At 60.2% G+C, this 6,829-nt stretch carries 6 protein-coding genes; 3 read left to right on the forward strand and 3 right to left on the reverse strand.

Features of this window, described 5'->3' with window-relative positions:
- Positions 1-163 precede the first annotated feature (163 nt).
- The 3 genes from ATN38_RS00355 to ATN38_RS00365 all read right to left on the reverse strand — a co-directional run bounded on the left by ATN38_RS00355 (position 164) and on the right by ATN38_RS00365 (position 3,740).
- Positions 164-502, reverse strand: coding sequence for a DNA-binding protein (locus tag ATN38_RS00355; protein WP_166814094.1), 339 nt, complete (start codon positions 500-502; stop codon positions 164-166).
- Positions 503-745: 243 nt separating this feature from the next.
- Positions 746-2,065, reverse strand: coding sequence for a ferric reductase-like transmembrane domain-containing protein (locus ATN38_RS00360; RefSeq protein WP_166814096.1), 1,320 nt, complete (start codon positions 2,063-2,065; stop codon positions 746-748).
- Between the two features lie 538 nt (positions 2,066-2,603).
- Positions 2,604-3,740 carry a helix-turn-helix domain-containing protein gene (locus tag ATN38_RS00365; RefSeq protein WP_218747397.1) on the reverse strand — a complete coding sequence of 379 codons (1,137 nt, stop codon included), beginning with the start codon at positions 3,738-3,740 and terminating at the stop codon, positions 2,604-2,606.
- A gap of 221 nt (positions 3,741-3,961) precedes the next feature.
- Between ATN38_RS00365 and ATN38_RS00370 the strand changes: the two genes are divergently transcribed.
- The 3 genes from ATN38_RS00370 (at position 3,962) to ATN38_RS00380 (ending at position 6,681) form a co-directional block, all read left to right on the forward strand.
- Positions 3,962-5,209: an IS110 family transposase gene (locus ATN38_RS00370; protein ID WP_218747398.1), complete on the forward strand. Its 1,248-nt coding sequence runs from the start codon at positions 3,962-3,964 to the stop codon at positions 5,207-5,209.
- Positions 5,210-5,243: 34 nt separating this feature from the next.
- Positions 5,244-5,981 (forward strand): immunoglobulin domain-containing protein, encoded by a 738-nt coding sequence (locus ATN38_RS00375; protein ID WP_166814100.1) that lies wholly within the window; start codon positions 5,244-5,246, stop codon positions 5,979-5,981.
- Between the two features lie 277 nt (positions 5,982-6,258).
- Positions 6,259-6,681 (forward strand): serine hydrolase, encoded by a 423-nt coding sequence (locus ATN38_RS00380; protein ID WP_166814103.1) that lies wholly within the window; start codon positions 6,259-6,261, stop codon positions 6,679-6,681.
- The last annotated feature ends 148 nt before the right edge of the window (positions 6,682-6,829 follow it).

Here is a 6,829-nt window from a genome sequence, read left to right on the forward strand (position 1 = left end):
GCTGATACATCACCGGGGCCTCCTGCAAATGTAGGCACTACCGATCCAGGCTTCGCCTACTCGGCAACCCACGGCAACTTGCAAGCGAGTCCCCGGCCCGAAACGGGCCGACCCTCATACCGTCTAGGCCGATGACCGTTTCGTTTCCTTGATCGCTACGGGATCATCCTGGCGGACGATAAATGCCGAGGACTTTTGCAGCGTGAACGGTGGAAAGGAGCCGTGGCGTCTCGATTGCATCGGCGATGCGGTCGAAGTCAGCGGCGGTCAGCACACGCAGGGACAGCAAACCTAAGGTGTACGTGTCGAGAATTTCCAGCGCAGCGGTGGTGGCCTGCCGGACGGATACGGCAGGAATGGTGAATACGACTTCGACCCAGCCGAGTTCCGAGCGCTGGACGGCACCGTGGTGATCGATTATGGGCGGGAGAAGTTCACCGCTGACGTTCTCGTCGAATTGCATGTCGAGTTCGGCGACGACGACATACGCCTGTTGCGTCACAGGATTCGAACCCTCTCATTGTCACGGTCGGTAGTGAATTCAGGACGGGCGAGAGTAGATCGGGGTGCTGCCTAAACTCAAACCCTTCGTTCGGCCGCAACCCCTTCGATCCAGAAAGTCGTTGCGGCTGAACAAGCTTAATTCAGTGCATCGCCAGACCGAACCAGGCCGACGCTCCTAGCAGTAGGAGCGCAATGAGGATGACGGCGCGGGTGGTGTAAACGTGTCGCATCAGGACTCCGATCAGACGAAAACGAATCGTTCGGTGTGAAGATTTTGCGCCGGCACTCCCAGCTCGGTCAGTGACTCCTCGACAGCATTGAGCATCGGGGCGGGCCCACAGGTGAAGTACTGCAGTCGCTGATAGCGATCAGGCAGGTGGCGGACGATCATTTCGCGATCGAGGTAGCCTTGTTCACCGGTCCACCCTTCGGGTGGCGTCATCAGGATATTGACGATGGTGAGGTTCAAACGACGTTTAAGGCTTTCTAGTTCCTCGTCGAATGTGATGTCGTCGAGTGAGCGGCTGGCGTAGTACAGCAGATACGGTCGATTGTCGCTGCGGTCAGCCATGGTGCGCAGAATGCTGATCATCGGAGTAATACCGACACCTCCTGCGATGAGAACGAATCCCGGTCCTTCATTGCGATCTGGCGTGAAGACGCCGTGCGGCCCGTCGATGTATGCGCGGGTGCCCGGGGCGATAGTTCGGACGGTGGAGGTGAAGTCGCCGAGCGCCTTGATCGTCATGGACAGCACTGACGCGTTCTCGGCACTCGACGAAAACGAGAACGGATGTGACGTCACCGAAAACGGTGACCGATCGACGGTCAGCCAGCCGAACTGCCCGGGCTCGAACCGGAAACCCTTGTGCCCGACTGGGATCATCGTCAACGTCACGGCGTCACCGCGTTCGTGGACCACGGACTTGATCTTCCAGGGGCGACGAAGGCGCTCGAGCGGCCGGATCACCCGAACCCACAGCAACAGCAAGATCAACGCGCAGGTCATGATCGCCCACAACCATTTCTTCCAGGCATGGTCGACGTAATATCCGACCAGGAACACGTGCGCCACGGCGAAGGCGACAACTATCACCGAGATCGCCCCGTGGAGCACTTGCCACACCTCGTAGCGAATATTCATCCGCCGTCTCCAGATCGAGGTGGCAATGAGCACCAGCAGCAGCACTGTCGAGGTGACCGCGAACCGTGCACGCCAGGGGGCGTGCGCAAGGTTGAGCAGTCCGACGATGTCGATTCCCGCCAGCTGCAGGAGGATCGGGTGCGCCAAGATGAACGCCAAGGCGACATAGGAGATCTCGCGATGAAATTGAACTAGGGCATCTTCGCCGAAGGGTTCAGCCGCTGCCTGGAAGCGTGCCACCAGTGCGAACTGCATCCCCATCATCGACAGCCCGATAAAGCCAAGTGCGACAGAGAATTCGGTCAGGAAACCCCGACCCGGACCGGGGTGACCGAGCACCGCGAACACTAGCGGCATTACTGCCACTGCCAAGTAGAGTCCAATCCAGGCGACCGCACGTGTTAGCAATGTCGTCATCGAAAATATCCTACTCATCACGATAGGTCGGAAGGTTCGGCACGAAGATTATCGGATAGTCACCGAAGCGGAACGCTACTCCTAACGCGCCAGAACAAGAACATTAGGCATACGACTTTCGACTGACCTGAACGGTAAGAATTTTCAGCTCCACAATCGGGAGGGACGAGCGGGACGCTTTCGGATCGCCGGGGGCGATGCTGGTAATCCGTTAAGCCCGAGCCGAACAGCAGTGGCGGACGCTGGTAACTCAGCCTCATTGAAGGTCGCACACCCACAAACAATCGGATTGCGATGTTGCCCGACGCTATCTGCGGGCTGCGGAAGACCGCGAGTTACTGGCCCAGTACCTGGGTGAGTCCATGATCTGGTGCGGCAGAGCGCGTGGTCGGGTGTAGTGCCACCGGAGAGTGGCCAAGTCGGGCGCAGCTGTGACCTCTCGACCGTCGCCCGGGCCCGGCACGATTCCGAGCGCCATCAATAACATTCCAGTTGAGGCACCCGGCATCGGTGCGCGAAAGTCGTAGCTGATCCTTCTCTATCCACTGTGTGAACGGCGTTGTTCGACGGTCAACGCGAGGGCCGTGACAGCTAGGTCGCTGGTGCTTGTGACATCGAGCCCAGTGAGGGTGGTGAAGTCCCGAAGGCGTCGGCGCACCGTGTTTCGGTGCCTGTGTGTGCGTTCGGCGATGTTCGCGATAGTTCCCCCGTACGCGACCAGGTCGCCGACAGTCTCCAACAGAGCGGTGCGCTCGTACTCGCTCAGCATTTGTAGTGGACCGAACACTGCCTTGTGCACAGCATCGGCTACTTCGGCGTTTCCAGCTGCGATAGTGTGCAACCAGGTCTCGCGCACATGGCGCACCCCTGGAGTGACTCGGCCTTCGACTGTGGTCCGTGCAAGGCGAATTGCGCCAGGAACGTGTGCGAGTCCCTCGGCGTCCACCACGGTGCAGACGTGGTCCTCCAGTGCGACAAGATAGTCGATGAGGTTGGTTCTGGTATTCGGACGGTGAACGATCGCACGTAACTCATGTCCGTACCAACCGAAATGGTGAGCGATGCCGCTGGAACTCAATCGATGGGCGCAGCCGCCGATTAGCTCGGGTTGGGGAACGCCAAAATCCCCGACAGGACACAGGAATGTACCCGAGACTGGCAGGCCGAGAATCTGGGCGGCGTTGTCAACGGCGACGTGATTAGCTGCTCCGTCTATGAGCAGTTGGTCGAATGCCTCGGCTCGAATCTCCTCGAGTCCTCCTTGAGCAACTTGGTAGCCGCGCACCATTTCCTCGGTGCTCGTTTCGACCGTCTCCCACACTATGACCGACAACAGTTCGAGGAAGTCGGTTCGCGCAGCGAGATCAAGGTATCGGCCTTCGGCGATGAGTGCATCCCACAGCGTGCGTAGGTCGATTCGAAACGAATGGAGCACGGTCGGCAGCGGTACGTGCTGTTGCGCCCGGATGGTCCCAACGTCCAACGCAGCGGTGAGCAAGGCTTGCGGGCACAGGGTCGCCGACCAACGACTCGATCGGGCATCTCGCCTCGGTGCCAACCGCACCCTGGCGCCCTCGGACACTCTCGGTGACGACGTCGCCGACGCTCTCGGCGGCCGCAAGCCCGACGTGGTGATCGAAGCGGTTTCCTCGAGGTTGATGATTGCGGTGCTCATGTCGGTGTCCTACTTTCTTAGGTGCGGGTTTGATCCGGTCATTCGTAAGATCGGAGAGCCCCTGGGAGCTGCGGGTATGGCTGTCATGTTGGTGCGGCACGGACTGCTTCAAGGACATGGCCACCCGCAGCTTCTGCAACGACTCGACTGCTGATTGAGAATCGCGAGCCATCGCTGCTGTAGGACTGAGCCGGGGAGGTCGTTGCCAGGGAACCGCACGGATGGAGCAGATCGATCGAAGGGTGAAGCTGGTGCCGAACAAGTTGTGGGCTGGAATCGATATCGGTAAAGAGCATCACCACTGTGTGGTGATCGACGAGGCCGGTCAGCGGTTGTTCTCGAGCCGGATCGCTAACGACGAGACCGCGTTGACGACTCTGATCGACGAGGCACTCACGCTGGCAGCTGGTGGCGAACTGTTGTGGGCGATCGACCTCAATCGAGGAGGTGCTGCCTTGGTGATCGGACTGCTCGCCGCCCGCAGTCAGCCAGTCGCGTACCTGACCGGCCTGATGATGCACCGGGCCGCGGCCGGGTACCGAGGTGAGGGAAAGACCGATGCCCGCGATGCGTTCGTCATCGCCGACCAGGCTCGGGTCCGCCGCGACCTCGGCCTGCTGCGGCCTGGCGATGACATCGCTGTAGACCTGCGCATCTTGACTGGTCACCGCCTCGATGTGGTCTTCGACCGCACCCGGCAGATCAACCGCCTGCGGGCACAGTTGCTCGAGGTCTGTCCAACGCTCGAACGTGCCCTGACCCTGACCAACCAAGGGCCTTTGATGCTGCTGACCAGGTACCAGACGCCGAGCGCGATCCGCCGCGCCGGAGTCGCCAGAATCGAAGCATGGCTGCGTAAGCAGCACGTCCGCGGCGCAGCGGCATTGGCACAGAAAGCCTCGGTAGCGGCCGCGCAGCAGAGCATCTCGCTGCCCGGGGAAACGGTGGCCGCGCAGATGATCGCCCGACTTGCGCAGGCGGTGATCACCCTCGACGCGGAAATCGCCGAACTCGACACCGCGATCGAGGAACGATTTCGCCGACATCGCTCCGCCGACATCATCGTGAGCCTGCCCGGTTTCGGTCCACTGCTGGCCGCGGAATTCCTCGCCGCCACCGGCGGCGACATGGCCGCGTTCACCAGCGTCGACCAACTCGCAGGATTCGCCGGCCTGGCACCGCAACCCCGCGATTCCGGACGGATCAACTGCCAACAAGCGAATCTATGTCGCCAACTATTCCTCGACCTTTCTGAGCGTATTCGACGCCACCAACCCGCTCGCACCTACCACGCTGCCCTCGATCACGATGCCCAACGCGTCCGAAACCATCACCGTGAATCCTGCAGGATCAACACTCTATGTGGCCAGTGGTGCCAGCAACGTACGCCTCGTCGACACGACGACCGGAGTCGTGACCACGACATGGACTGGATTTTCCTCTGCCCACCAAGTTGCACTCACGAATGACAATGCAGGTGCATTCATCTCACAGCAAGGGCCGGTGCCGGCAGCGATCTTCAGCCTCACCAGCAACACTCAAACGGGAACTATCCCGTTCAACAGCACCTACTTCCAGTCCCAAGACCTGACGAACGGCACATCGTTCATGACTGTCCCCTTCCAAAGTGGTGGTCTGGTCGCCATCCTCGATGCCGCGACAGGCGCCGTGGCGCAGACACTTCCCGCCCCGACGGCGTATTACACCGCGACCGATCCGACACGGCACCTGACCTTCGTTACCAGCATCACCACTGGAACGTTGACCAAGATCGGGCTGGAAGTCGACGCGCCGACAGTGATCACCAATCCAACTGATGTCACCGTTGCCGAAGGTGACACCGCGACGTTCACAGCGGACGCGACGTCCGCAACTCCCCAGACTGTGCAGTGGCAGCAAAGCACCGATGGCGGAACGACATTCACCGATATCCCTGGCGCTACGAGCAACACACTGACCGTCCCTGACGCCACGCTGGCACAGAGCGGTACTCAATACCGTGCGGTGTTCACCAACGCGGGCGGCACGGCGACCACGACTGCAGCGACGCTCACCGTCACCTCTGTCACGCCGCCGGGCTGCGGCACAGGATCGAGCGGCAGTGCGAGTAGTGGAAGTGACAGTGGTAGCGCCGGTGCGTTCGGCAGCGAGTCCGCAAGCACATCCGGGTCGAGTGATTTCTTCAGTTTCTTCTGTGGGATCACCGGATCGTCGAGTGGCTCCACCAGCTACGGAAGCTGAACGCCCTCGGGGGATGCACGGGTTAGCGACGTCCCGGGTCAGCCGGACACAAACATCCCCAACGGACTGACAGCCAGTGCCATACACAGCGGTATGAAACAGAGAATGGGCTGGTTGAACCCTGCACTCGATATCGCCGGACACTTCCTGCACCCCTTGGATATTGACCGATAAGACCCACTTTTCCAATCGGGTCGCCGTCGGACCAGTCGGGGCTTCCTGCCCTGCCGATCCACATTTTCACCAACCTGTATTTCTATAGCCAAGAGAGGCGAGAATGACGATGTTTCGCGGTGTTACGCGTCGGACGCTATTGGGCGCAGCGGTGCTGGTACCGCTTGCCGGTTGTTCAGCGAAGAATCCTTCGACGACAAGTTCTCAAACGTCAACGGCAAGCGAAGAGGATCGAGCCCACCTCCTGGCTGATCTCGAAGACAAATACGATGCCCGCTTGGGTGTATATGCGGCCAATCCGAGAACGGGAGGGATGGTCGAGTATCGAGCTGACGAGCGTTTCGCGTTCTGTTCCACATTCAAAACCCTTGCTGTCGCAGCGGTATTGAGCCAGAATCCGCTGGAATATTTGGATGCCGTCGTTTATTACACGGCGGATGATCTTCAGTCTTATGCGCCCATCACGAAGCAGCACCTGGACACCGGGATGGCTGTCGGTCAATTATGCGAAGCTGCTCGTCGATGACGTTCTCGTCGAATTGTATGTCTAGACGGTATGAGGGTCGGCCCGTTTCGGGCCGGGGACTCGCTTGCAAGTTGCCGTGGGTTGCCGAGTAGGCGAAGCCTGGATCGGTAGTGCCTACATTTGCAGGAGGCCCCGGTGATGTATCAGC

The sequence above is a fragment of the Rhodococcus sp. FH8 genome, from assembly GCF_019266085.1.
Taxonomy (GTDB): Bacteria; Actinomycetota; Actinomycetes; order Mycobacteriales; family Mycobacteriaceae; genus Rhodococcus_F; species Rhodococcus_F qingshengii.

Bases quoted from the DNA above. Each gene is read 5' to 3' on its own strand.
- ATN38_RS00360 (WP_166814096.1), bottom strand. From the start codon at position 2,065: ATGACGACATTGCTAACACGTGCGGTCGCCTGGATTGGACTCTACTTG.
- ATN38_RS00380 (WP_166814103.1), top strand. From the start codon at position 6,259: ATGACGATGTTTCGCGGTGTTACGCGTCGGACGCTATTGGGCGCAGCG.
- ATN38_RS00370 (WP_218747398.1), top strand. From the start codon at position 3,962: ATGGAGCAGATCGATCGAAGGGTGAAGCTGGTGCCGAACAAGTTGTGG.
- ATN38_RS00365 (WP_218747397.1), bottom strand. From the start codon at position 3,740: ATGAGCACCGCAATCATCAACCTCGAGGAAACCGCTTCGATCACCACG.